Origin of the sequence: Janibacter terrae NBRC 107853 (genome assembly GCF_001591405.1) — a bacterium.
In the GTDB taxonomy this organism is placed as follows: Bacteria; Actinomycetota; Actinomycetes; order Actinomycetales; family Dermatophilaceae; genus Janibacter; species Janibacter terrae.
Genome location: NZ_BCUV01000002.1, coordinates 451,840 through 476,869, shown reverse-complemented (window position 1 = coordinate 476,869; position 25,030 = coordinate 451,840). Strand labels below are relative to the sequence as shown.

General features: G+C 73.4%; 22 protein-coding genes. 13 read left to right on the top strand and 9 right to left on the bottom strand.

Features of this window, described 5'->3' with window-relative positions:
• The first annotated feature begins 11 nt into the window (after positions 1-11).
• The 12 genes from JT1_RS02345 (at position 12) to JT1_RS02290 (ending at position 15,857) form a co-directional block, all read left to right on the top strand.
• Positions 12-1,334, top strand: coding sequence for a nicotinate phosphoribosyltransferase (locus JT1_RS02345; RefSeq protein WP_068322343.1), 1,323 nt, complete (start codon positions 12-14; stop codon positions 1,332-1,334).
• A gap of 97 nt (positions 1,335-1,431) precedes the next feature.
• A complete protein-coding gene (locus JT1_RS02340) occupies positions 1,432-2,787 on the top strand; it encodes an MFS transporter (protein WP_068322340.1) in 1,356 nt (451 codons plus the stop codon).
• Positions 2,787-4,976: a molybdopterin oxidoreductase family protein gene (locus JT1_RS02335; RefSeq protein WP_068322337.1), complete on the top strand. Its 2,190-nt coding sequence runs from the start codon at positions 2,787-2,789 to the stop codon at positions 4,974-4,976. Before JT1_RS02340 ends, JT1_RS02335 begins: the two co-directional genes overlap by 1 nt.
• Entirely contained in the window at positions 4,973-6,511 is a 1,539-nt protein-coding gene (locus JT1_RS02330; RefSeq protein WP_068322334.1) for an FAD-dependent oxidoreductase, read from the top strand. The genes JT1_RS02335 and JT1_RS02330 overlap by 4 nt, the downstream gene beginning before the upstream one ends.
• 10 nt (positions 6,512-6,521) lie before the next feature.
• Positions 6,522-9,113 (top strand): nitrite reductase large subunit NirB, encoded by a 2,592-nt coding sequence (nirB, locus tag JT1_RS02325; protein WP_068322330.1) that lies wholly within the window; start codon positions 6,522-6,524, stop codon positions 9,111-9,113.
• Positions 9,110-9,502, top strand: a complete 393-nt coding sequence (locus tag JT1_RS02320; RefSeq protein ID WP_068322328.1) for a nitrite reductase small subunit NirD — start codon at positions 9,110-9,112, stop codon at positions 9,500-9,502. Before nirB ends, JT1_RS02320 begins: the two co-directional genes overlap by 4 nt.
• Positions 9,499-10,608 (top strand): uroporphyrinogen-III synthase, encoded by a 1,110-nt coding sequence (locus JT1_RS02315; protein WP_068322325.1) that lies wholly within the window; start codon positions 9,499-9,501, stop codon positions 10,606-10,608. The genes JT1_RS02320 and JT1_RS02315 overlap by 4 nt, the downstream gene beginning before the upstream one ends.
• Before the next feature lie 98 nt (positions 10,609-10,706).
• Positions 10,707-12,359, top strand: coding sequence for an HNH endonuclease signature motif containing protein (locus JT1_RS02310; protein ID WP_169701804.1), 1,653 nt, complete (start codon positions 10,707-10,709; stop codon positions 12,357-12,359).
• A gap of 60 nt (positions 12,360-12,419) precedes the next feature.
• Positions 12,420-13,538 carry a serine hydrolase domain-containing protein gene (locus JT1_RS02305; RefSeq protein WP_068322319.1) on the top strand — a complete coding sequence of 373 codons (1,119 nt, stop codon included), beginning with the start codon at positions 12,420-12,422 and terminating at the stop codon, positions 13,536-13,538.
• Positions 13,539-13,565: 27 nt separating this feature from the next.
• Positions 13,566-14,162, top strand: a complete 597-nt coding sequence (locus tag JT1_RS02300; RefSeq protein ID WP_068322317.1) for an isochorismatase family protein — start codon at positions 13,566-13,568, stop codon at positions 14,160-14,162.
• Positions 14,159-15,001 carry a uroporphyrinogen-III synthase gene (locus tag JT1_RS02295; RefSeq protein WP_068322315.1) on the top strand — a complete coding sequence of 281 codons (843 nt, stop codon included), beginning with the start codon at positions 14,159-14,161 and terminating at the stop codon, positions 14,999-15,001. Before JT1_RS02300 ends, JT1_RS02295 begins: the two co-directional genes overlap by 4 nt.
• Positions 15,002-15,011: 10 nt before the next feature.
• Positions 15,012-15,857 (top strand): hypothetical protein, encoded by an 846-nt coding sequence (locus tag JT1_RS02290; RefSeq protein ID WP_169701803.1) that lies wholly within the window; start codon positions 15,012-15,014, stop codon positions 15,855-15,857.
• A gap of 16 nt (positions 15,858-15,873) precedes the next feature.
• Here the strand turns inward: JT1_RS02290 and JT1_RS02285 are convergent, their stop codons facing one another.
• The 3 genes from JT1_RS02285 to hppD form a co-directional block, all read right to left on the bottom strand.
• Complete coding sequence (locus JT1_RS02285; RefSeq protein ID WP_068322310.1) at positions 15,874-16,713, bottom strand: RDD family protein; 840 nt, start codon at positions 16,711-16,713, stop codon at positions 15,874-15,876.
• Positions 16,714-16,725: 12 nt separating this feature from the next.
• A complete protein-coding gene (locus tag JT1_RS02280; RefSeq protein ID WP_082807408.1) occupies positions 16,726-17,181 on the bottom strand; it encodes a DedA family protein in 456 nt (151 codons plus the stop codon).
• Positions 17,182-17,274: 93 nt separating this feature from the next.
• Positions 17,275-18,495, bottom strand: coding sequence for a 4-hydroxyphenylpyruvate dioxygenase (gene hppD / locus JT1_RS02275; RefSeq protein ID WP_068322309.1), 1,221 nt, complete (start codon positions 18,493-18,495; stop codon positions 17,275-17,277).
• A gap of 108 nt (positions 18,496-18,603) precedes the next feature.
• Here hppD and JT1_RS02270 point away from each other — a divergent pair, with 108 nt between their 5' ends.
• Entirely contained in the window at positions 18,604-19,098 is a 495-nt protein-coding gene (locus JT1_RS02270) for an Lrp/AsnC family transcriptional regulator (protein ID WP_245634774.1), read from the top strand.
• Positions 19,099-19,110: 12 nt separating this feature from the next.
• Here the strand turns inward: JT1_RS02270 and JT1_RS02265 are convergent, their stop codons facing one another.
• The 6 genes from JT1_RS02265 to JT1_RS02240 form a co-directional block, all read right to left on the bottom strand.
• On the bottom strand, positions 19,111-19,428 hold the full coding sequence (locus JT1_RS02265) for a hypothetical protein (protein ID WP_068322307.1): 318 nt from the start codon (positions 19,426-19,428) through the stop codon (positions 19,111-19,113).
• Positions 19,429-19,495: 67 nt separating this feature from the next.
• On the bottom strand, positions 19,496-21,256 hold the full coding sequence (locus tag JT1_RS02260) for a DEAD/DEAH box helicase (protein WP_068322304.1): 1,761 nt from the start codon (positions 21,254-21,256) through the stop codon (positions 19,496-19,498).
• Positions 21,257-21,329: 73 nt separating this feature from the next.
• Positions 21,330-22,124 (bottom strand): thioesterase family protein, encoded by a 795-nt coding sequence (locus tag JT1_RS02255; RefSeq protein ID WP_068322301.1) that lies wholly within the window; start codon positions 22,122-22,124, stop codon positions 21,330-21,332.
• Between the two features lie 8 nt (positions 22,125-22,132).
• Positions 22,133-22,441: a DUF3039 domain-containing protein gene (locus JT1_RS02250; RefSeq protein WP_068322297.1), complete on the bottom strand. Its 309-nt coding sequence runs from the start codon at positions 22,439-22,441 to the stop codon at positions 22,133-22,135.
• Between the two features lie 22 nt (positions 22,442-22,463).
• Positions 22,464-23,021 carry a YqgE/AlgH family protein gene (locus tag JT1_RS02245; protein WP_068322293.1) on the bottom strand — a complete coding sequence of 186 codons (558 nt, stop codon included), beginning with the start codon at positions 23,019-23,021 and terminating at the stop codon, positions 22,464-22,466.
• Positions 23,022-23,030: 9 nt separating this feature from the next.
• Complete coding sequence (locus tag JT1_RS02240; RefSeq protein ID WP_255218229.1) at positions 23,031-24,950, bottom strand: DEAD/DEAH box helicase; 1,920 nt, start codon at positions 24,948-24,950, stop codon at positions 23,031-23,033.
• Between the last annotated feature and the right edge of the window lie 80 nt (positions 24,951-25,030).

Here is a 25,030-nt window from a genome sequence, read left to right as displayed (position 1 = left end):
TCCACCCTAGAGTGGCGGGCGTGACGACCCGACCCAGCACCGCGCTGCTCACCGATCACTACGAGCTGACCATGCTCCAGGCCGCGCTCCGCAGCGGCGCCGCGTCGCGTGGGTGCGTCTTCGAGACCTTCGCCCGGCGGCTGCCGTCCGGGCGCCGCTACGGCGTCCTCGCCGGGGTCGGCCGCGTGCTCGACGCCATCGAGGACTTCCGCTTCGGGGACGCCGAGCTCGAGGACCTGCGCTCGCGGGAGGTCGTCGACGCGACGACGCTCGACTTCCTCGCGGATTACCGCTTCGACGGCGACGTGTGGGGCTACGCGGAGGGAGAGACCTACTTCCCGTACTCGCCCCTGCTCGTCGTCGAGTCCGACTTCGCGCACGGCGTGATCCTCGAGACCGTCGTGCTGTCGATCCTCAACCACGACTCCGCAGTCGCCTCCGCCGCGTCGCGGATGACCGGCGCCGCCGGGACGCGTCCCGTCATCGAGATGGGCAGCCGGCGCACCCACGAGGAGGCCGCCGTCGCGGCGGCGCGGGCGGCGTACATCGCCGGCTTCGCGTCGACATCCAACCTCGAGGCCGGGCGGCGCCACGGCGTGCCCACGGGCGGGACGGCCGCGCACGCCTTCACCCTGCTGCACGAGAGCGAGCGGGAGGCCTTCGAGGCGCAGGTCGCCGCGCTCGGCACCGGCACCACGCTCCTCGTCGACACCTACGACGTGACCGAAGGGGTGAGGACGGCCATCGAGGTCGCCGGCACCTCGCTCGGTGGCGTGCGTCTCGACTCGGGCGACCTGGTCGTCCAGGCGAGCGAGGTCCGCGAGCAGCTCGACGCGCTCGGCGCGACGGAGACCCGGATCGTCGTCACCTCCGACCTCGACGAGCACGCGATCGCCGCGCTGGCGGCCGCGCCGGTCGACACGTACGGGGTCGGCACCCGGGTCGTCACGGGGTCGGGTCACCCGACCGCGTCCATGGTCTACAAGCTCGTCGCCCGCGAGGACGACCAGGGCCGGATGATCGGCGTCGCGAAGAAGAGCAAGGACAAGCAGTCGATCGGCGGACGCAAGTACGCCCTGCGCCGCCGCAACCAGCACGGCGTCGCGGAGGCCGAGGTGCTCGGCATCGGCGAGCAGCCCGTCGGTGACGGCGACGACCGTGACCTCATGGTCCTGCTCGTCGAGGGCGGCGAGGTGGTCGGCCGCGAGCACTGCACGCTCGAGGCGGCGCGCGCCCGGCACGAGGCGTCGGTCGCCGAGCTGCCGCGGTCGGCGCACCAGCTGAGCGGGGGCCCACCTGCGGTGGAGACGGTCTTCCTCACCGAGACGCCGTAGCCCCTCACACCTCACCCGGCGGCCCTGTGCGGGGCAGGTAACGAAGCCTTTACACCAACCGTGGCACGGCGAAACACGGTCTTGCGAGCCTCCTCGCATGACCTCGACGACCGCCCCTCCCGTCCCCCTCGACGCGACCTCGGTCGGCCCGATCCGCCGGGCCGGACGGTGGATCGACCACTGGGACCCGGAGGACGCCGGCTTCTGGGCCGCCGGAGGGCGGGCCGCCGCGGCCCGCAACCTGCGCTGGTCGGTGCTCGCCGAGCTCCTCGGCTTCTGCGTGTGGGCGCTGTGGTCGGTCGTCGTGCCGCAGCTGCCCGCAGCCGGCTTCACGCTGACCCTCGACCAGCAGTTCTGGCTCATCGCGGTGCCGAGCCTCGTCGGCGCCTGCCTCCGGGTGCCGTACACCTTCATGGTCCCGCTCGTCGGCGGCCGCAACTGGACGATCGTCTCGGCGCTCCTCCTCCTGCTGCCCACGCTCTCGCTGGCGTGGGTCGTGGGGAGGCCGGAGACCCCCTTCGCCGTACTCCTCGGCATCGCCGCACTCGCTGGACTCGGCGGCGGCAACTTCGCGTCGTCGATGACCAACATCTCCTTCTTCTTCCCGGAGTCGGAGAAGGGCAAGGCGCTGGGGCTCAACGCCGCTGGCGGCAACCTCGGCACCGGGCTCGTCCAGCTCGTCATCCCGGCGGTCGTGGCGATGGGTGCCGGGATCCACCTCGAACGGGCCGGCCTGGTCTTCGCGCCGCTCGTGATCCTGGCGGCCGTGGGCGCCTGGCGCGGGATGGACAACCTGAGCACGGCCCGCTCGGACCACCGCAGCTGGGCCCGGGCCGCGTCCCACCCGCACACGTGGATCATCTCGACCCTCTACATCGGCACCTTCGGGTCCTTCATCGGCTACTCGGTGGCCTTCCCGACGCTCCTTCAGACCCAGTTCCCCGAGGCGCCGACCACGCTCGCCTTCCTCGGCGCCGTCCTCGGCGCGGCGAGTCGCCCGCTCGGCGGGGTGGTCGCCGACCGGCTCGGCGGCGCGCGGGTGACCATCGCGGCCTTCGTCGTCATGGGGCTCGCCGCGGGGCTGGCGATCCTCGCCCTCTCCGCGCACTCCTTCGTCCTCTTCCTGCTCGCGTTCCTCGTGCTCTTCACCGGGGCCGGCATCGGCAACGGCGCGACCTATCGGATGATTCCGGCCGTCTTCCGGGCCGGGGTGCGTGACGGGGCCGAGCTCGCGATCGCCCGCCGCAGTGCCGCCGGCTGCATCGGGATCGCCGGTGCGGTCGGTGCCGTCGGCGGCTTCCTCGTGCCGCGTGGCTTCGCCATGTCGACGACGGGCTTCGGCTCGCTCGTGCCGGCGATCGGGGTCTTCATCGCGGCCTACGTCCTCATGGCGACGCTCACGTGGGCGGTCTACGTCCGCCGCGGCGCGCGCCTGGCCGGCGAGGGCATCTGATGGTCGACAGCCACTGCCCCTACTGCGCGCTGCAGTGCGCGATGACGATGGAGCCGGTGGGTCTCGGGACGGCAGGTCTCGAGGGTCGGCCGCGGACGGCCTCCCACCTCGACCAGCGAATTGAGGTGGAGGGCCGCGACTTCCCGACCAACCGGGGCGGCATGTGCCGCAAGGGGTGGACGTCGGCCGAGGTGCTGCGCGCACCCGACCGGCTCACCACTCCCCTGGTGCGCGGCTCCGACGGCGAGCTGCACCCGATGGGCTGGGACGAGGTGCTCGACCTCCTCGCCGACCGGTTGCGGTCGATCGCGGCCGAGCACGGGCCGGACGCGGTGGCCGTCTTCGGCGGTGGCGGGCTGACGAACGAGAAGGCCTACCAGCTCGGCAAGTTCGCCCGGGTCGCGTTGCGCACCAAGCACATCGACTACAACGGCCGCTTCTGCATGGCCTCTGCCGCGGCCGCCGCCAACCGTTCGCTGGGTATGGACCGGGGCATGCCCTTCCCCATCACCGACCTGGACACCTCCGGCGCGATCCTGCTCCTCGGCAGCAATGTCGCCGAGACGATGCCTCCCTTCGTCGGGCACCTCGCGGGAGCTCGCGCGGCCGGTGGGCTCGTCGTCGTCGACCCGCGCCGCTCGGCCACGGCCGACCTCACCGACGACGGGCAGGGCGTCCACCTGCAGCCCGTCCCCGGGACCGACCTCGTCGTGCTCCAGGCGCTGCTGCACGTCGTCCTCGCCGAGTCGCTCGCCGACGAGGCCTACCTCGCCGAGCGGACGAGCGGGCTCGACAACGTCGCCCGCTCCGTCGCCGCGTGGTGGCCCGAGCGGGCCGAGCAGGTCTGCGGGGTGCCCGCTGACGACCTGCGGGCGACCGCTCGGCTGCTCGCGGCGGCCAGCCCCGCACGGGGAGGCGCGGGCGTCCACGTCCTCACCGGGCGCGGCGTCGAGCAGTCCACCCAGGGCACCGCGACGGTCACCGCCGCGATCAACCTCGCCCTCGCGCTCGGCCTCGTCGGACGCGAAGGGAGCGGCTACGGCGCCCTCACGGGTCAGGGCAACGGCCAGGGTGGGCGCGAGCACGGGCAGAAGGCGGACCAGCTGCCCGGCTACCGGATGATCGCCGACCCGGCCGCCCGCGAACACGTCGCCGCGGTCTGGGGCGTCGACGCCGACGACCTGCCCGGCCCGGGCCTGCCGGCCGTCGAGCTGCTGCGCTCCCTCGGCACCCCCGGCGGACCCCGGGCACTTCTCGTCCACGGGGCCAACCCCGTCGTCAGCGCGCCGCGTGCCGACGCGGTCGCCGAGCGGCTGCGTGCCCTCGACCTGCTCGTCGTCTGCGACGTCGTCCCCTCCGAGACCGTCGCCCTCGCCGACGTCGTCCTGCCCGTCACGCAGTGGGCCGAGGAGGAGGGCACGATGACCAACCTCGAGGGCCGAATCATCCGCCGCCGCAAGGCGATCGACCCGCCCGAGGGAGTCGTCTCGGAGCTGTGGGTGTGGTCGCAGCTCGCCGCTCGCCTCGATGCCCCGGGCACGTGGTCGACGGTCCCGTCGGAGGTCTTCGACGAGCTGGCCAGGGCGAGCGTCGGCGGCCGCGCCGACTACTCCGGGCTGAGCCACGCCCGCCTCGACCGCGAGAGCGACCTGCACTGGCCCTGCCCCGCCAGCGGCGAAGGGGAGGCACCTCACCCGGGCACACCGCGCGCCTTCCTCGACGACTTCCCCACGCCCGACGGCCGTGCCCGGCTCGTGCCCGTCGACCACGTCGGCCCGGCCGAGGACCTGCGGCGCGATGCCCCGCTCTTCCTCATCACCGGGCGCGTCCTCGAGCACTACCAGTCGGGGGCACAGACCCGCCGGGTGGCAGCGCTCCTCGCGGCGCAACCGACCCCCTTCGTCGAGGTGCACCCACTCCTCGCCCACCGCCTGGGCATCGAGGAGGGCGACCAGCTCGACCTGCGCACCGCGCGGGCCACGGTCAGCGCGCCCGCGCGGATCACCGACCGGGTCCGGCCGGACACGGTCTTCATGCCCTTCCACTTCGCCGGTGCCGGGAGCGTCAACCGGGCGACCAACGACGCGGTCGACCCGATCTCGTCGATGCCGGAGTTCAAGGTGTGCGCCGTCGACGTCGCCGCCAGCACCACCGATCTCGTCCCCGAGCCGCTGGAGGTCAGCGCATGAGCCACATCGTCGTCATCGGCTACGGGATGGTCGGGTCCCGATTCGTCGAGGACCTCACGGCCGCCGACCACGCCGGCGAACACCTCGTCACGGTGCTCGGCGACGAGGCCTGCGAGCCCTACAACCGGGTGCTGCTCAGCGACGTCGTCGCGGGCACGCGCGGGCTCTCGGCGATCGCCCTCCCCGCGCCCGACCACCCGCGCGTCACGGTGCAGCGCGGCGTCGCGGTGCGGGCGATCGACCGCGAGCGCCGCGACGTCCTGCTCGCCGACGACACCCTGGTCCCCTACGACGAGCTCGTCATCGCCACCGGGGCGGCCGCCCGGGTCCCGACGGTCCCGGGTCTCGGTGACGATCCAGCCGGCGGTGACCTGCCGAGCGGCGTCCACGTGCTGCGCTCCATCGACGACGCCCGCGAGATCATCGCGGCGACGCTCAACGCCCGACGCGCCATCGTCCTCGGGGGCGGCGTGCTCGGTCTCGAGGCCGCGAGCGGGCTCGCCCGACGCGACCTCGCCGTCACCGTCGTCCACCCCTCCCCCGCCCTCATGGAGCGTCAGCTCGACGAGGCCGCCAGCCGCGTCGTCGAGTCGACGCTGCGCCGCACCGGTGTCGACCAGCGCGTCGGCGTCGGGGCGCAGGAGGTCGTCATCGAGGAGGGCCGGCTGCGACGGGTGCACCTGACGAACGGCGAGGTGCTCGCCGCCGACCTGCTCGTGCTGTCGACCGGCACCGTGCCCAACACCCAGCTGGCCGAGGCGGCCGGGATCGACGTCGACCGCGGCATCCTCGTCGACGCCGACATGACGACGAGCGACCCGCACGTGCACGCCATCGGTGACTGCGCCCAACCTCCCGGCGGCGCCACCGGACTCGTCGCCCAGGGGTGGGAGCAGGCCCGTCGTCTCGCCGACCTGCTCACCGGCCGCGACCCCGGGGCCGTGACCACCGGCGTCGGCGACGTCGTCAAGCCCAAGACCCACGGTGTCGACATCGTGACGATGGGTGTGTGCGGCAGCGGGCGGGTCGACGACCCCGGCCTGCGCGTCGTGCAGCTCAGCGACCCCGCCGCCGGACGGCACCTCGAGGTCGTCGTGCGCGACGGCCTGCTCGTGGGCGCCACGACCGTCGGCGCGGGTCGCGTCGGCACCGACCTGATCACCACCTACACCCGTCGCACTCCCCTGCCCGCAGACCCGGCGCACCTGCTGCTGCCGGCCATCGCGCCTGCCGTCACGACGACGCGACGGGACTCCCCTTCGCTCATCCCGGACCGGGCGACGATCTGCCGCTGCAACGGCGTGACGAAGGGGGACATCCGCACCGAGTTCGCCTCCGGCGCAACGACGCTGGAGCAGGTGGCCGCCAGCACCCGGGCGACGACCGGCTGCGGTGGGTGCACCGACGCGGTGTGCGGGATCCTCGACTGGCTCGGCGCCGACGCAGGCCCCTCACAGCGCGCGACCACGCCCGGTGAGGGCGGGTTCACACCGGGGAAACACGACCAAGACCGAGCCGAAACGAGGGCTGTCTAAGTTGAGCGCCATGTCAGAGACCACCACCCCCACCACCGAGCCGCAGCAGCTCGTCGTCGTCGGCGGCGGCATGGTCGCGCGCCGACTCGTCGACGCGCTGCGTGCCCGCGACGACGCCGGCCGGTGGGCCGTCACGCTGCTGTGCGAGGAGCCGCGCGCACCCTACGACCGCGTCGCCCTCACCTCCTACTTCACCGGACGGCACCCCGAAGACCTGGCCCTCGGCGGGCAGGAGCTGTGGGACGACCCGCTCGTCACGCTCCGCCGCGGCGTCCGGGCGGAGAGCATCGACCGCGAGGCCCGGACCGTGACGACGAGCACCGGCCAGGTCCTGCCCTACGACTCCCTCGTCCTCGCGACCGGCTCCTACGCCGCCGTGCCGCCCGTGCCCGGGAAGGACCTGCGCGGGGCCTTCGTCTACCGCACGATCGACGACGTCGCCGACCTGCGCGAGTTCGTCGAGACCCGCCGCGAGGAGCTCGACCGGCCGGTCCGCGGCGCGGTCGTCGGCGGCGGCCTGCTCGGCCTCGAGGCGGCCGGGGCCCTGCGAGCGCTCGAGGTCGAGACGACGGTCGTGGAGTTCGCGCCGCGCCTCATGCCGCTGCAGGTCGACGAGGGGGGCGGCGAGGGCCTCAAGCGGCTCATCGAGGGCCTCGGCGTCTCGGTGCGCACCTCGACCGCGACGTCGAAGATCGTCGGCGAGCGCGGAGCCGTCTCCCGGATGAGGTTCAGCGAGGGCCCCTCGCTCGACGTCGACGTCGTCGTCTTCGCCGTGGGTGTCCGCCCGCGCGACGAGCTCGCCCGCGAGGCCGGTCTGGAGATCGGCGAGCGCGGCGGAGTCGTCGTCGACGACGCTTGTGCCACAGCCGATCCCGCGATCCACGCGATCGGTGAGGTCGCCTGCATCGGCGGTCGCTGCCTCGGCCTGGTCGCTCCCGGCTACACGATGGCAGAGATCGTCGCCGACCGGCTGCTCGGCGGCGCGGGGACCTTCCCCGGGGCCGACCTGTCGACCAAGCTCAAGCTCCTCGGTGTCGACGTCGCGAGCTTCGGCGATGCCTTCGCGCAGGAGCCCGGCTCGCTCGAGGTCGTCATCTCCGACCCGGTGGCCGGCGTCTACAAGAAGCTCGTCATGAGCGACGACGCCCGCACCCTGCGCGGCGGCATCCTCGTCGGCGACGCCAGCGCCTACTCCTCCCTTCGCCCGATGGTCGGCCGTGAGCTCGGCGGCGACCCCGCGGCCTACCTCCTGCCCGAGGGGGCCGCCGCGGCACCCGCCGGGGACCTGCCGGACGAGGCCGCGGTCTGCTCCTGCAACAACGTCACCGCAGGTGAGATCCGCTGTGCCGTCGGCGAAGGGGGCTGCACCGACCTCGCCGGGGTCAAGGCGTGCACCAGGGCGGGCACGAGCTGCGGCTCCTGCCTGCCGCTGGTCAAGAAGCTCGTGACGAGCGAGCTCGCCGCCTCCGGCGTCGAGGTGAGTAGTGCCCTGTGCGAGCACTTCGAGCAGTCGCGGGCCCAGCTCTTCGACATCGTGCGGGTCCAGGGCCTGCGGACCTTCAGCGAGATCATCGAGCGCCACGGGACCGGCCGAGGGTGCGACATCTGCAAGCCGGTCATCGGCTCGATCCTCGCCTCGCTCGGGACCGGCCACATCCTCGACGGCGAGCAGGCGGCGCTGCAGGACACCAACGACCACGTCATGGCCAACCTGCAGAAGGACGGCTCCTACTCGGTCGTCCCGCGCATCCCCGGTGGCGAGGTCACGCCCGAAGGACTCATCGCGATCGGTGAGGTCGCCAAGGACTACGGCCTCTACACCAAGATCACCGGCGGCCAGCGGATCGACCTCTTCGGCGCCCGGATGGACCAGCTGCCCGGCATCTGGCGGCGGCTGGTCGACGCGGGCTTCGAGTCGGGGCACGCCTACGGCAAGTCGCTGCGCACCGTGAAGTCGTGCGTCGGCTCGACCTGGTGCCGCTTCGGCGTTCAGGACTCCGTGGGACTCGCGATCGACCTGGAGCTGCGCTACCGCGGGCTCCGCTCGCCGCACAAGATCAAGCTCGGCGTCTCCGGGTGCGCCCGCGAGTGCGCCGAGGCCCGCGGCAAGGACGTCGGGGTCATCGCCACCGACCACGGGTGGAATGTCTACGTCGGCGGCAACGGCGGATTCACCCCCAAGCACGCACGCCTGCTCGCCGAGGACCTCGACACCGAGACGCTCGTGCGCACCATCGACCGCTTCCTCATGTACTACGTGCGCACCGCCGACCGCCTGCAGCGCACCGCGCCCTGGGTCGAGGAGCACGAAGGGGGTCTGGAGGCGATCCGCGCCGTCGTCATGGACGACAGCCTCGGCATCGCCGACGACCTCGACGCGGCCATGGCCGCGCACGTCGGCAACTACCGCGACGAGTGGGCAGCCACGCTCGCCGACCCCGACAAGCTGGCCCGCTTCGCGTCCTTCGTCAATGCCCCGGACGCCGTCGACGACTCGCTCGCCTACGTCGGCGAGCGCGGCCAGGCCCGCCCGGCCACCCCGCAGGAGCGCTCGGACGAGTCCGTCCTCATCGCCGGCACGACACTGGAGGTCCGCTCATGACCACTGCTCCCCCGCAGACCCGGGTGCATCTGTGCGCCCTCACCGATCTCGTCCCCGAGCGTGGCGCCGTCGCCCTCGTCGACGGGTTGCAGGTCGCGCTCGTCCGCACGCACGACGATCTCGTCCACGGCATCGCCAACCTCGACCCCTACAGCGGCGCCCACGTCATCGCCCGTGGGCTCGTCGGCACGCGGGGCGGGGTCCCGACGGTCATCTCGCCGATGTACAAGCAGGTGTGGGACCTGCGCACGGGCGCCTGCCTCGACGGCGCCGGCAGCGACCCGGTCGACCTGCGGACCTGGCCCGTGGCGGTCGTCGACGGCGAGGTCTGGATCGAGCCGTCCGGCGACGAGGTGACGGGCTCCCCCTTCGACCGCAGCGTCACGTGAGCCTGCCGCAGCTGCTCGCCGGGTGCGTCGTCCTCGTCACCGGGGACCGGCGTGCCGGTGACCTGCGCGCCGCCCTCGAGCGGCGCGGTGCCCGGGTCGTGCACACCCCGGCGCTGACGATCGTGCCGCACACCGCCGACGCGGAGCTCGTGGAGCGGACCCGGGCACTGCTCGCCGCGCCACCCGACATCGTCGTCGTGACGACGGCGATCGGGTTCCGCGGGTGGGTCGAGGCGGCCGACGCCGCCGGGCTCGGCGAGGAGCTGCACGACGTGCTCGACGCCACCCGGATCATCGCCCGCGGGCCCAAGGCCCGGGGGGCGATCCAGGCCGCCGGGCACGACGCCGACTGGGTCGCCGAGTCGGAGACCTCGGTCGAGATCCGCGACTTCCTCATCACCGAAGGCGTTGCCGGACAACGCATCGCGGTCCAGCACCATGGCGCTGGGTGCGAAGAGCTCGACGTCGACCTCGCCGCCGCCGGCGCCTCGGTGACTCCCCTCGTCGTCTACCGGTGGGGCCCACCGCCGGACACCGCCGCGGTGACCTGCGGCGTGGAGCAGGCGGCGGTCGGCGACGTCGACGTCGTCGTCTTCACCTCCGCCCCCGCCGCCGCGGCCTGGCTCGACGCCGCGCAGGACGCCGGCGTCCTGCCGTCGATCATCGGCCGGGCCCGCACCGGGCGCCTCGTCGTCGCCGCCGTCGGGCCGGTCACCGCACGTCCGCTCGAGCACGTCGGCATCGCCCCGCTGCTCCCGGAGCGGGCGCGGCTGGGGTCGCTCGTGCGCGCCGTCGTCGGTCACTACGAGGCGATGGTGTCCACGGCCGTCGAGACCGTCGCCGGACCGCTGCAGCTGCGCAGCACCGCCGCCGTCCTGGGTGATCGCGTGCTCGCCGTCTCCCCGAGCGGCATGTCCGTGCTCCACCTGCTCGTCGCCGCGAAGGGGGACGTCGTCACCCGCGCCGACGTCCTCGAGGTGCTGCCGGGCGACTCCGCCAGCGGTCACGCCGTCGAGGTGGCCGTCGCCCGGCTGCGCGAGGCCATCGGTGACCGTCGCGTCGTCGAGACCGTCGTCAAGCGCGGCTACAGGCTGGCCCTGGCCTGAACCCTTCGGGCTGCGACACCGGCTGGGCGGAGGGCTGAGCCGGCGGCTCTTCAGAGTTGTCCGGGGCGTTGTCGGTGGTCGCACCTAGAGTCGTGGTCATGGACACGAAGGGCGTCTCCACCACCTCGGCAGTCGGTGCCGTCGGGGTGGATGTCGCTGCCGTGCTCGAGGCCGAGCCCTTCTCCCTCGCAGCGCCGTTGGGTGCTCTGACGCGTGAGGACCTGGTCGCGATGACTGCCGCCGAGGCCGAGGTGGTCGTGGCCGCGACGCAGCGGCTCACCAACGCGCTCGCTGCGGTGCAGACCGCAGCCGTGACGACCTTCGCCGACGAGACCGACCGCGATCTCGACCGCTACCGCGAGGAGCGCCGACGGGACTTCGAGGCGCGGCGTGCCGAGGCGCAGGCCAGGGGCGTCGGGTTCAGCGAGCGATGGTTCCCGATCCCGGGCGAGGAGCAGTTCGCGGCGGCGGCGCTGGCTCCGCTGCTGCACGTGTCCCCGCGGACGATGTCCTCACGCATCCACCGGGCCCGCCGGGTCGACCACGAGATGACCGGCACGTGGGAGAGCGCGCGCCGCGGCGACCTCGAGCCGTACCGGACCGACGCGATCGTGCGGGCGAGCGAACCGCTGGACGACCACCAGCTCGAGGAGTTCGAGGCTCGCCTCTTCGCGGACGACGTCCTCGGTCTACCGGTCGCGGACCTCACCCGCCGGGCTCGTCGGGCCGCTGTGGCCACGGACCGCACGTGCGTCGACGAGGCCGCGGCCCGGGCCCGGCGCAAGCGCTCGGTGACCTGCTCCCCGGACCGTGACCTGCCGGGACTCACCACCTGGCGCCTGCGGCTGCCCACCGAGCCCTCGCGGCAGGTGTGGGCCGCCGTCGACGAGCTGGCGCGGGAGTACCACCGCGCCCGGCGCGATGCCGGCGAGCCGGTGACGATGGACCAGGCGCGGGCCGACGCCTTCGTCGACCTCGTGCTGGCCCGCGCCACCGTGGAGACGACCGTCGAGCTCGTCGTCCCCGTGGCCGCGCTCGTCGACGACGAGAGCGACGTGGAGCCGGGTGGCCTCGGGACCTACCGGAGGGGCGAGCGCCGCTCGCCCGCCGACGTGCTGCGCGGGGGCAGCGGCCGCGACGACATCATCCTGCGGTGGGTCAGCGGCGTCGACCTGCACCGAGCCTCCCAGCTCGAGGCCGAGCTCACCCTGCAGCTGACGCGTGAGCTCACCGTCCGTGGCAACCCCCACCTGGGTCATGCCCCTCCTCCCGGCCGGCCACCCGACGGAGCCGCCGCACGGGTCGGAGCCTGGTTCGTGCCCGGTCACGTCGACGCCCGCCGCGTGGGAGCCCTCCTGCCCGACGACCTCACCGCGCTGCTCGCCGACCCGGCGACCCGCATCCGGGTCGTCGGGGCCGACCCCCTCACGGGCACCGTCGTCACCGACAGCACGCACGCCTACCGACCGGGCCGCACAGTCGCGAGCCGCGTCCGGCGGCGGGACGGCACCTGTCGCTTCCCCGGGTGCGGCACACCCGCCGAGCGCGCCCAGCTCGACCACGTGACCCCCTACCCGGCCGGCGCGACCGAGGTGGGCAACCTCGTCTGCCTGTGCACCACGCACCACGGGTTCAAGCACCATGCGGGCTGGCGCCTGACGATGACGCCCGACGGGACCTGCACGTGGACCGCACCGACCGGTCGGACCCACGTCACCCGCCCGGACGCCGCGCACTCGCTCTCGGTCTGACACCACCCGTCCCACCGTCGGCCCCTCGACGCGGGAGCACCGACCTGTCAGGTTGGGGGGATGACCTCGCTGGAGGACCTCGCCACCGACCTCGACCGCCTCGTCGCCGAGGGCCTGCTCGCCGGCTGGGTGGCCGGTCTGGCCGACGCCGACGACCAGACCGTCCTCACCGGTGGGCACCGGTCGCTCGGTGGTCCGCCGATGAGCGAGGACACGCAGTTCGCGCTGAGCTCCAGCACCAAGCCCTTCGCCGGGGTGCTCACGCTCCGGCTCGCGGAGATCGGGGTGCTCTCCCTAGACGACCCGGTCGCGCGCTGGCTGCCGGAGCTCGTGACACCGCGGGTGCTGTCCTCACCGGGAGCCGACCTGGACGACACCCGACCGGCGGACCGCGCCATCACCGTCGCGGACCTGCTCGGCATGGTCCCCGGCTTCGGCTGGGTCGCCGAGCCCGGCCCCCTCGCCGACGCCATCGCCGCCCAGCCGGAGATCGCCCCCGGCCCTTGGGGCCCGCCGCTGCCGCCCGACGAGTTCGTCGCCCGGATCGCCGCCCTGCCCCTCGCCGACCAGCCCGGGACCGCCTGGCGCTACCACACGAGCAGCGACGTCCTCTCCGTCCTGCTCGCGCGCGCGACCGACGAAAGCGTCGGGCACCTGCTGACCGAGCACGTCCTCGGGCCGCTCGGCCTCACCGACACCGCCTTCCACGGGGACGCGGACCGGATGGCCACGGCCTACGGGGCCCCCGGCCCGGACGAGCCCGGGCTCGCTCCCTTCCCCGTCCCGCCCGGTACCTACGTCGACGTCCCCGTCTTCGAGTCGCTCGCGGCCGGGCTCGTCTCGACCGTGCCCGACCAGCTGACCTTCCTCTCCTCCCTCGTCGGTTCCTCCCCCGCGGTCCTCTCCCCCGCGTCGCTCGGCGACCTGCGCACCGACCACCTCACGACGGAGCAGCGACGCACCGCGACCGGGTTCCTCCAGCCGGGCTGCGGCTGGGGCCGGCACGTCGAGATCCGCCCCGAGGGGTGGATCGGGTGGGCCGGCGGGCTGGGCACGATCGGCTACGCGGACCCGGCGACGGGCCGGGCCGCCTTCCTCGCCACGCAGGTCAGCTTCGACGCGGGCGGGACCTCTCGCGCCTTCGACCGGTTCTGGGGCCTCCTCGCCAGTGCCGGGTGACGCCCGTCCGTGGCATCCTCTGTGGGCATGGGGAGAGCACTCGTCCTGGTCGACATCCAGCAAGACTTCTGCGAAGGCGGGAGCCTCGCCGTCGTCGGCGGCGCAGCCGTCGCCGCCCGCGCTGCCGAGCGCGTCCTGGCCGATCCCACGGCCCACGACCTCGGCCACCGCGAGTACGTCGCCGTCGTGGCCACCGCGGACTGGCACCTCGACCCCGGCGGGCACTGGGCGACGCAGGCCGAGCCCGACTTCGCGACGAGCTGGCCGGTGCACTGCGCGGCGGGGACCCCGGGAGCGGAGTTCCACCCGGCCCTCCAGCCCGCGCTGGAGCACGTCGCCGAGGTCTTCCGCAAGGGCCTGACCGAGGCCGCCTACAGCGGGTTCGAAGGCGTCGCTGCCGGGGACGGCCGCACCGACCTGGCCACCTGGCTGCGACGGCGCGGCGTCACCGACCTCGACGTCGGCGGCATCGCGACGGACCACTGCGTGCGGGCGACGGTGCTCGACGCCCTCCGCGAGGGCTTTGGCGTCCGGCTGCTCACCGACACCATCGCGGGCGTCGCACCCGACACCACCGAGGCCGCGCTCGCCGAGATGACGGCCGCCGGGGCGACCCTCTCGTGAGCACCCCGCTGCCCGCGGTCATGGCCGGCCGCACCGTGCTCATCACCGCCGACCGGCGCAGCGAGGACCTCGCCGACGCCTTCATCCGCCGCGGGGCCACGATCCGCCACGCCGCGGCGATCTCGATCGTCCCGCACGCCGACGACGAGCGGCTCCTCGACGACACGCGCGCGCTCCTCGCCGACCCGCCCGAGATCGTCGTCATCACCACCGGGCAGGGGTTGCGTGGATGGATCGAGGCAGCCGAAGTCGCCGGCCTCGACGCGGACCTCCTCCGGGTGCTCGACGGCGCCCGGATCCTCGCCCGCGGACCCAAGGCCAAGGGCGCGCTCATCGCGCAGGGGCTGGCCCCCGCATGGGTCGCCGAGTCGGAGACCGCCGCCGAGATCATCGAGCACCTCGCGGGCGAGGACCTCACCGGCACCCACGTGGCGGTCCAGCACCACGGCAACGGCTCGGACGGCATCGACGCCGCGCTCGCCGCGTCCGGGGCGCGGGTCTCCCCCTTCGTCATCTACCGCTGGGGACCGGCGCCCGACCCCGCCGCCGTCACCGCCTCGGCACAGGCCGTCGCCGCCGGCGAGATCGACACGGTCGTCTTCACCTCCGCGGGGGCCGTCGAGGCGTGGTTCGCGGCCGCGGACGCCGTCGGCGCCACGGCGGAGATCGTGCGCCGCGCGGCGGACTCGGTGCTCTTCGCCGCGGTCGGCCCGGTCACCGCGGCACCGCTGCGGGCGAAGGGGGTCGAGCCGCTCGTCCCCGAGCGCAGCCGGATGGGGGCGCTCGTGCGCGCCGTCCTGCAGCACCGCTCGCCGGGGGCGGGGGCCGACGGCCGGTAGCGTGCCGACCATGCCGAGCAGCCCCGCGCACCGTGCGCTCTTCATCTCACTGGTCAACGACGCCGCGCTCTTCCCGCCGGCGGCGCTGCCGATGGCCGACGCCCTGCACCGCCACGCCACCCACCGCGCGGGCCGCGACGCCGACCTCGTCGGCCCCTTCCTCGTCGGCGTGCCCGCCGTGACCGACCTGCTGTCCGCCCTCGACGCCGGGGCCCCGGTCCCGCCGGGCATCGGCCTGGTCGCCCGCCCCGGCATCCCCGTCGAGGAGACGAAGGGAGCCATCCGCGCCCTGCGCGCGGACCCGCGCGTCCGGCTCGTCTCCCTGGACGCCGGCTGGTACCCGGGCTGGCGCGAGCTCGACCCCGGCGAGCTCCCGCTGCACCTCGAGGTCGGGCGTCGGGACCGCGACGCCGCGCTCGACGACATCGCCGCGGCCCACGACATCGCCGACGTCCGCGCCAAGTTCCGTACCGGGGCCACCACCACGTGGGCCTGGCCGGACGCCAAGGAGCTCACGGACGTCCTGCTCGGGACTGCCCGGCGGTACCTCCCCTTCGTCCTCACGGGCGGCCTGCACCACGTGGTGCGCGGCGAGCACACCGTCGACGGCACCAGCGAGCAGCAGCACGGGCTGCTCAACGTCCTGGTGGCGGTGCACGCCACGGCGGGTGGCGCCGATGCGCGGACGGTGCGCGACCTGCTCGAGGTGCGCGAGGCCGAGGCGCTCGCCGGGATCGTCGCGGAGTGGTCGAGCCCCGACGTGGCGGCGGTGCGCTCGGCCTTCGCCGGCTACGGGTGCTGCGACGTCACGGACCCGATCGGGGAACTGACCGACCTCGGGCTGCTCGCCGGGTGACCGGCGCCGGCCGTCGTCAGCGCGGTGAGCGCTTGCCCACGACGACCTGGGTACCGGCGATCCTGTCGTGGAGCGCCTGACGGTTGCGGTCCCGCAGTGGCCACACGAGGTCGACCACGCCGATGAGCCCGAGCAGGTAGCCGAGCAGTGGCACGGTCTGGAAGACGCCGACCGTGAGGGGCAGCAGCACCCGCATGAAGGCGACACCCAGGCCCATCGGGCCCGGCCGGTCCAGACGCCGCACGGAGATGCCGAGCACCATCTTGCCCGGGGTCGCGCCGCGGGCGGCGAGGAACCCGACGTGGTACAGCATCTGCACGAGCAGCATCAGCCCGAGCGCGATGTAGAAGTACTGCCAGTCGAACAGGCCCCACAGCTCGTCCGGGGACAGGTCGCGGACGGCGTCCTGGTTGCCGGAGACGGCCGCGTCCCACGCGAAGCCCCAGTAGTCGGCGACCCACAGCCACAGGGCCCAGCCGGCGACGACCAGGTTGATGATGGCGAGGATGAACCCGTCGAGGATGTACGCCGCGACCCGGACGCCGTAGCCGGCGAGCGGCTGGCCGTCGGTGGTCGTGGCCTCGGGGGTCGCAGCCGCCGCGTGGCCGTAGCGCGCCTGACCGTGGGGTGCCTGACCGTACGGCGGCTGGGCGCCGCCGGGCGGCGTCGGTCGACCGAAGACGTCGGTCCCCGGCTGTGCCGGTCCGGTCGCCGGCTGCGCCGGGTCCGTCACCGGCTGCGCCCAGCGGGTCTGCTTCGGGACCGTGCGATCGCTCCAGATGATCCCGTCGAAGTACCGCAACCGGGACTCGTCCTCCGGGTCGTCGTACCAGCCGGCGCGCTCGGGGGTGCTCATGCGCTCACGATCTCACGACGCCCGGACGCGCCGGTGCACCACCACCGCGAGCACGGCGGCGACGAGCACCACGGTCACGGTCGTCGCCCCGACGGGCGAGCGTGCGGCGGCCGCCAGCCACGCCTGCGCGGCCGCCAGGCCGACGCTCGCGTAGATCGCCGCCCACAGGAGCGCCCCAACGGTCACCGCCGGCAGGTAGCGGCGCAGCGGCATCCGCGTGACGCCCGCCGTCGCGTTGACCGCCGTCTGGATCCCGATCGTCAGGAAGCACAGCACGACCGCGACCGGGCCCCACCGGTTGACGAGGTCCTGCGCCCTCGTGACGCTCCGGGACGGCGGTGACGCTGATCCGCGCCAGCGCCGCGTGCCCGCCGCCGCGCCACGCCCGATCCAGTAGGTCGCGTTGGCCCGCAGCATCACGATGACGAAGAGCCCCCCGAAGGTGGGCAGGAAGTGCGACCAGGTCACGAGGCTCCTTGGTGAGGGTCACCTGAGTCTATCGACGCCCATGACGAAGGGGGGCGCCCCACCACCGGTGGACCGCCCCCCTTCGGCATCGACTCAGAGGTTGCCGCGCTTGTCCTGCTCCCGCTCGATCGACTCGAAGAGCGCCTTGAAGTTGCCCTTGCCGAACCCGAGCGACCCGTGCCGCTCGATGATCTCGAAGAAGACCGTCGGGCGGTCCCCGAGGGGCTTGGTGAAGATCTGCAGGAGGTAGCCGTCCTCGTCGCGGTCGACGAGGATCCCGCGCGCCTTGAGCTCCTCGATCGGGACGCGGACCTCGCCGATGCGGGCGCGCATCTCCGGGTCGTCGTAGTACGCGTCCGGGGTGTCGAGGAACTCGACGCCCTCCGTGCGCAGCTCGTCGACGGTCCGCAGGATGTCGTTCGTCGCCAGGGCGAGGTGCTGCGCGCCGGGACCGCGGTAGAAGTCGAGGTACTCGTCGATCTGGCTGCGCTTCTTGGCGATGGCCGGCTCGTTGAGGGGGAACTTCACCCGGTGGTTGCCGTTGGCCACGACCTTGGACATGAGCGCCGAGTACTCGGTCGCGATGTCGTCACCGATGAACTCCGCCATGTTCACGAAGCCCATGACCCGGTTGTAGAAGGCGACCCACTCGTCCATCTTGCCCAGCTCCACGTTGCCGACGATGTGGTCGAGCGCCTGGAAGAGCCGCTTGGGCGCACCGTCGCGCTTGACGAAGGTGGACTCCTTGGCGACGTACCCCGGCAGGTAGACGCCGCCGTAGGTCCGGCCGTCGACGGTCCGCTGCACGAGGGAGTGGATCGTCTCGCCGTAGGTCGCGATCTCGGCGATGCGGACGGTGCCGTGCTCGTCGGAGACGTCCTCCGGCTCGCGGACCACCCTGGCCCCGGCGGCCTTGGCCTGCGCGACGCACTTGTCGACGTCGGGGACCTCGAGCGAGATGTCGACGACCCCGTCGCCGTGGGCGGTGTGGTGCGCGATGAGGCGGCTGTCGGGGCTGACGGCGCCCTTGACGACGAAGCGGATCGAGCCGGACCTCAGGACGAAGGCCTTGTGGTCCCGGTTGCCGTGCTCCGGCCCCGAGTAGCCGACCAGCTCCATGCCCCACGCGGACTGGTAGTAGTGCGCGGTCTGCGTCGCGTTGCCGACGACGAAGACGATCGCGTCCCATCCCGTCACCGGGAAGGGGTCGGTGCTCTCGTCGTACTCGACGAGCCCGACGAGCTGCTTGAGCTGGGCGAGGTCGAGCTGGGCCTCGCGCTCCTGCCTGGTGAGTTCAACAACGGTGTCGGACATGCGCCCAGCGTGGCCGGGGCTCACGGGCGTGGGCAAGAGGACCAACGGCCCCTGCGCACCCTGCACAATCTGTTGCCGGACCACCGGGTCGAGGGCGACAATGTGCCCATGAAGATGCTTCGGTCCCGACGCCCGGTCATCGACGAGCTCGACGCCCGCCTCATCGCGCTCTTCTCCGAGCGCCCGTCGATCGGTGTCCTCGGCGCCTCCCGGGAGCTCGGCGTGGCCCGGGGGACGGTGCAGGCGCGCCTCGACCGGCTGCAGACGAAGGGGGTCATCCGCAGCTTCGCGCCGACGGTCGACCCGGCGGCGCTCGGGTACCCGGTCACGGCGCTGTGCACCCTCGAGATCCGTCAGCGCCTCGGCCACCAGGCCGTCGTCGACCACCTGACCGCGATCCCCGAGGTGCTCGAGATCCACAGCACGACCGGCGTCGGCGACCTCATCATCCGCATCGTCGCCACCGACAACGCCGACCTCGGCCGGGTCATCGACGACATCATCGACGACGTCCACGTCGTGCGCGCGAGCACCTCGATCTGCCTGGTGACCCACCTGGAGATGCGTACCGACGCGCTCGTGCAGGCCGCCGCCGGCGGATGATCGGACGCAGGGTCAGAAGGAGAGCAGGCTCAGCACGACGCCGCCGACCATGAGGACGGCTGGAGCGACGAGCGGTACGGTCGGCGTCAGGTCGACGCTCGCCCCGGGTGGCGAGCGGCGCACCTGTCGGATCATGACCACCCACGCCAGGACCCACCCGACACCCGTGATGACCGCACCCGCCAGCATCGGCCAGATCACCCGGGGCCCCATGACGGCCATCGCCCCGAACATCAGGGGGCCGAGCCAGAAGATGCACATGCCGATGACGAAGGCGAACCCCCTGTGGTCATCGGACCAGGCACTGCGCCCGAAGTCTTTGATCCTCATCAGGTCACGCAGACAGTGCGTTGTTGGTCATGAGGGCCACCCGGATGGACCGCGAGCGAGTTGTCCATCACTTCCGCCCGACGAACCAGCGCCGGATCCGCTCGATCCGCTCGGTGACCTGCTCGCTCGTGGCCTGCGCGAGTTCCGGTCCGCCGCAGGCACGGCGCAGGTCCATGTGGATGTTGGCGTGCGGGGAGCCGGTCTTCGTCGCGTACGCCGCGACGAGCTTGTTGAGCTCCTTGCGCTGGGCGGCCAGTGCCCGGTGGGCGGCCATGGGCGCGTCGTCGTCCTGACGGGTGCGGCCGGTCCGCCTGGACTGCTTCGTCTGCCGCTCGCTGAGCAGGGCGTGCACCTGGTCGGGCTCGAGCAGCCCCGGCAGGCCGAGGTAGTCCTGCTCGTCCTCCGAGCCGACCTCGGCGTGCAGCCCGAACTGCTGCTTGTCGTAGAGCACGTGGTCGAAGTGGGCGTCGGACTCGAGCGCCTCGAAGGACCCGAGCAGGTCATCACTCGTCCCCTCCTCGCGGTTGGCCGCCGCGAGCATGCCCTCCTCCTCGGACCACAGGGGCGCCTCGTCCTCGCTGGCGTCGGGCCGGTCGAGGGCGTGGTCGCGCTGCTCCTCCAGGGCACCGGCGTGGGCGAGGACCACCGGCACGCTGGGCAGGAAGACGCACGCGGTCTCGCCGCGGCCGCGGGCGCGCACGAAGCGTCCGACGGCCTGCGCGAAGAACAGCGGGGTCGACGTCGACGTCGCGTAGACGCCGACGCAGAGTCGGGGCACGTCCACCCCTTCGCTCACCATGCGCACGGCGACGAGCCAGCGCGAGGTGCTCGCGGAGAAGTCCTCGATTCGCTGCGATGCACCGTTGTCGTCGGACAGGACGACCGTCGGCTTCGCCCCCGTCAGCTCGGTGAGGATGCGCGCGTAGGCGCGGGCCTGCGTCTGGTTGGTGGCGATGACCATCGCCCCCGCGTCCGGCACCCCGCGACGGACCTCGGTGAGTCGCTTGTCCGCGGCCGCGAGGACCGAGGGGATCCACTCCCCCTTCGGGTCGAGTGCGGTGCGCCAGGCCTGGGCGACGAGGTCCTTGGTCATCGGCTCGCCGAGCCGCGCGGCCACCTCGTCACCGGCGCGGGTGCGCCAGCGCATCGCGCCGCCGTAGGCCATGAAGAGCACCGGCCGCACGACCCCGTCGCGCAGCGCCTCGGCGTACCCGTAGGTGTAGTCGCTGCTCGAGCGCAGGATCCCGTCGTCGCCGTACTCGTACCCGACGAAGGGGATGGGGTTGGTGTCGGAGCGGAAGGGCGTGCCCGTGAGGGAGAGTCGACGGGTCGCCGGCTCGAAGGCCTGGCGGATGCCGTCGCCCCAGGACTTGTTGTCCCCGCCGTGGTGGATCTCGTCGAGGATGACGAGGGTGCGCTCGGCCCGGGTGCGCTGCTCGTGGACCGAGGGGCGCGAGGCCACCTGCGCGTAGGTGACCGCCACCCCGTCGTAGTCGCTCGAGGTGACGGCCGTGGTGTTGGAGAACCTCGGGTCGAGGTGGATCCCGACGCGGGCCGCCGCGTCGGCCCACTGCGTCTTGAGGTGCTCGGTCGGCGCCACGACGGTGATGTTGGTGACCTCACCCGTGGACAGCAGCTCGGCGGCGACCCGCAGGGCGAAGGTCGTCTTGCCGGCGCCGGGGGTGGCGACCGCGAGGAAGTCGGTGCGGCCCGAGTCGAGGTAGAGCTGCAGCGCCTCGGCCTGCCAAGCGCGCAGGGCGCCGGCGGTGCCCCACGCGGCCCGTCTCGGGAAGGCGGGTGACAGGTGGGAAGCAGCAGACTGACTCATCGCGGGACCACTGTAGATCGCCGCGCCGACAGGACCGAAAACCGGTGGCGCATGGGACCGGCGAGGGGCCTGTTCACGCCCTCGCGTCCATCGCGACCATGGTCTGCACGCCCGTGCCGAGGTCGCCGAGCCGGTCGGACAGGGTCGTGTGCACCGTGCCGCCGTGACCGGGGGTCGCGAGCGCCTGGGAGCTCAGACGCACCCACTCCCCCTCGGGGTCCCGGTCGAGCGCCACGTGCAGGTCGCAGTTGATGTACGTGTGCCGGCGCGGGTCGAGCGTCATCGTGATGCCACCACCGGAGTCCGCGAGGACGAGCGCACGCTCCCACGGTGTCGGCTCCTCGTCGGGCAGCAGCGGGATGAGCTGGCGCCCCCACGCGACGGCCGTGCCGCCGGTGCCGACTCCCCCTTCGACGGTGCGCCACTCGATCGCGCTGACGTAGCCGTCCAGGTGCATGCCCGGGATCTCGAGCCGCCCGTCCCCCGCACCCTCCGGCACCGGGTCGGGACCGCCGGTGCGCCGGCCCTGCAGCCGAGGGAAGTCCTCGGGGGCGCGCACGATGCGCCAGGCCCTGGCGACCGCCACCGGGCGGCCGGCGACACCGGCGCTCGCCTCGAGCAGCTGCATCGACCGCCCGCTTCGCAGGACCCGGACGTCGATGGCCAGCGGAGCCACGGGGATCGGCCCGAGGATGTCCAGGCGCACGTCGGCCAGGCGCGTGCCGGGCTGCGGATCGTGCCGCTCCATCGCCCTCGCGAGCAGGGCCGCCGGCGGACCGGCGTGCTGGGCATGCGGGGTCCATGGGCCGGCCGTGGCGGGAAGGGAGTCGAAGGTCGCGTCGTCGAGCTGCCGGTAGAAGGCCTCCACCGTGGGGATCAGTCCTCCCCGTCCTGCGGGTCGCGCAGACCGTCGTAGATCTCCTTGCAGATCGGGCAGACGGGGAACTTCTCCGGGTCGCGCCCGGGCACCCAGGTCTTGCCGCAGAGGGCCTTGACCGGCTCGCCGGACAGCGCGCTCTCGAGGATCTTCTCCTTGCGCACGTAGTGGCTGAAGCGCTCGTGGTCGCCGGGCTCGGCCAGCTGCGGGGTCGGCTCGGTGCGCTCGAGCAGCGAGGTCGACGTCGACGGGCCACCGGGTTCGGTGACCGGGGAGCCGGGCTGGGTGGGGTCGGCAGGCGTGCTCATGCCACCCATCCTAGATCGGGCCCTAGTTCAGGTCCGGGTCCACCGGGTAGGTCGAGACGAAGGCGAGCGACCCGGCCTGCCGACGCAGGACGCGTCGCCAGAGGGTGCCCGGGTCGCCGTCGAAGACGTCACCGATCTCGGCGTCGACGACGTACCAGCCGCCACGCGCCCGCTCGTCGGCCAGCTGGTCGGCGCTCCACCCGGAGTACCCGGCGAAGATGCGCAGCGCGCTCACCTGCGGCCAGATGATCTCCTGCGGGGAGTCCAGGTCGACGAGCGAGATCGCCCCGAAGAGGCGCTTGAGCCCCGGCGGCGGCTCGACGTCGCCGGGCAGCCCGGCCAGGCCGATGGCCGAGTCGAGCTGGACAGGCCCACCCTGGAAGACGCGCTGCGGCTGGCTGGAGCCGGCCTGCCAGCCGGGCAGCACGTGGTCCACGGGGGTGTCGAGCGGTCGGTTGAGGATGAGGCCCTCGGCGGTCTGCTCGTCGTGCTGGAGCACGAGGATGACGCTGCGGGCGAAGAGATCGTCCGTCAGGTCGGGGGTCGCCACGAGCAGGCGGCCGGCGAGCGAGGTCTCCATGCCCTCAGGTTAGTCCCGGGGGCGTCCGCGGTACCCGCCCTGACGACCGCCGCGGCCACCATCACGGTGGTCCCGCGCGCCGCGCGGCCCGCGGGTGCCGGAGTGACGACGCGCCGGGCGCGGGTCGACGAGCTTGCGGAAGTCCGCGTCGGAGATCGGCACCCCGCTCGGCTCGACGGCACCGACGTCGGAGAGGACCTCGTGGTCGAGCTCGGTCCTCACCGGGCGCGCCTCGAGACCAGCCTCCGCGGCCATGCGCGTGACCTCCTTGCGCTGGTGCGGGAGGACGAGCGTCACGACGCTGCCCTTCTCGCCCGCGCGGGCGGTACGACCGGCGCGGTGGAGGTAGTCCTTGTGGTCACCCGGGGGGTCCACCTGCATGACGAGCGAGACGTCGTCGACGTGGATGCCGCGGGCGGCGACGTCAGTGGCGACGAGGACCGGCAGCGAGCCGGTGCGGAAGGCACCGATCGTCTTGTTGCGCTGCGACTGGCTGAGGCCACCGTGCAGCGGGGCCGCGGCGACGCCGGCCTCCCGCAGCTCGCCGGCGATCCGCTCGCAGCCGAGCTTGGTCCGCGCGAAGACGACGGTACGACCGGGACGCGAGGCGATCCGCGCGGTGATCTGCTTCTTGATGTTGGGCTCGATGAGCATGAGGTGGTGCTCCATCGTCGAGACGCTCGCGGAGGCCTCGTCGGTGCTGTGCGTCACCGGGTCGCTCATGTACGCCGCGACGAGGTCGCCGACGCCGCGGTCGAGCGTCGCGGAGAAGAGCAACCGCTGGCCACCGGGACGGCAGTCGTCGAGGATCCGCGTGACCGAGGGCAGGAAGCCCATGTCGGCCATGTGGTCGGCCTCGTCGAGGACGGCCACCTCGACCTCGTCGAGCGTCAGCGCGCCGCGGTCGAGCAGGTCGACGAGGCGACCCGGGGTCGCGACGAGCACGTCGACGCCCTTGTCGAGCGCCGCGGTCTGGCCGGTGTAGGACAGGCCGCCGGCGACGAGCTTGATCCGCAGGCCGCTGACGTGGACGAGCGGCTCGAGGGAGTCGCTCACCTGCATGGCCAGCTCACGGGTCGGGACGAGGACGAGACCGCGGGGCTTGCGGCTGCGGGCGCGGCCGCCGGCCAGACGGGCGAGCATCGGCAGGCCGAAGGCCAGCGTCTTGCCGGAGCCGGTCTGGCCGCGGCCGAGCACGTCCTTGCCCGCGAGGGCGTCCGGGATCGCGGCGGCCTGGATGGCGAAGGGGGTGGTGATGGCGTCGCGCGCGAGTCGCTCCACGAGCACCTCGGGCACGCCGAGCGCGGCGAAGCCGTTGTCCTCGGCCACGTCGACGGGTCCGCTCAGCGAGGTGCGGGCGGAGGAGGTCCAGGTGTCGGCCTCCTGGCGCAGGGCCTCGGGGTCCTCGGTGCGCTCGAAGCGGTCCGCTCGGTCGGGACGCTCGAAGCGGGGGGCGGCGCCGCGGCGGTTCTGCTCGCGCTCGAAGCGGGGTGCGGGACCGCGCCGACGGTCGTCGTTGTCGCGGTGGCCGCGCGACGGGCGGCCACCCGTCTGCTCGCGGTCGAAACGCGGGGCGGGGCCGCGCCGGCGGTCCTCGCGGCGCTCGAAGCCGCGGTCGTCCCGGTCGTCGCGGCGCTGGAAACCGCCACCACGACGGTCGTCCCGGTCGTCACGGCGCTGGAAACGGCCGCGGTCCTCGCGACGCTCCCACGTCCGCTGGCCGCGGTCCTCGGTGCCGTCGCGGCGCACGCGCTTGGGCCGGTCGCCGGAGGAGGACTCGTCGCGGTCGCGCCAGCGCTCCTTGGCGCGGGGCGCGTCGGTCGGCGCCTGGCCGCGGTGGTGGGGCTTCTTGGGTCCCTTGACGGGAGCGTTCTTCTTCGCCGAGCTCTTCTGCGAGGTGGTCCAGCGGGGCTTCTTCTTCGGGGGCACGTCGGTGCTCTCAATCTCTTGGTGAATGGGCAAACCCGCACACGTGGGGCGCGGGCGACACCAGAGTCGAAAGCGATCGT